The sequence below is a fragment of the Peribacillus sp. P4_C12 genome (genome assembly GCF_056402095.1).
On record NZ_JBFUIB010001084.1, the window covers coordinates 1 to 708 of the forward strand.

Consider the following 708-nt stretch of genomic DNA (forward strand, 5'->3'; position numbering starts at 1 on the left):
TATGTAAACTATATATATTTAATATTTAGTCTATTACATTTGATAAAGAGTCTTACACATCTCTTCATCAAATGTAAGTTTCATCCAAGTCTCTCAGCGGATATAAAAACTTGCACCGTCAATCATATCGATTTCCGGGTAAGCTCTTAGTTGATCCATCAATTGGAAAAGTGCACCATCTTTTTGCTTCGCTTCAATCATACAATCTAACTGTGGTAAACTTCCTTTTATTTGTTGTAAAAACTCCATAAACATATCCGGATCAACGTAATCAGCGTGTGCTCTAAATTCTTTTTCCGATCTTGGGCTAGAAATATGCATCTTCGGAGATAGTTTGGAATAATCCCAAGTTTGGAGTATTCGATTCCAATGATCAATCCATTTTTCAGATGCCGAATGGTGCGCAAGGTAATGGTGGTAATCAAAAACCATGGGAATTCCTAGTTTTTCACACAAGTAGAGAGTTTCCGATAAAGTAAATGTAGTATCATCGTTTTCAAGAATCACCATTTTTTGAATTGACTCAGGTATAAACCCCCAATTATGTATAAACTGCTCTAGCGCCTGTTCATGTTCACCATAACCACCACCGACATGGAGAACACAACGATGCTCAGGGTCCAATCCCATTTTTTTCAATAAAGTATAATGCATCCTTAATGTTTTTAGAGAAGTCTTCAGTATATCGATATTCGAACTATTTAAAAT

The 708-nt window shown here is 35.3% G+C and carries 1 protein-coding gene; it reads right to left on the reverse strand.

The features are described 5' to 3' along the window. Positions 1-93 precede the first annotated feature (93 nt). On the reverse strand, positions 94-708 hold a 615-nt coding region (uvsE, locus tag AC1DUW_RS31460), incomplete at its 5' end, for a UV DNA damage repair endonuclease UvsE (RefSeq protein ID WP_477644528.1).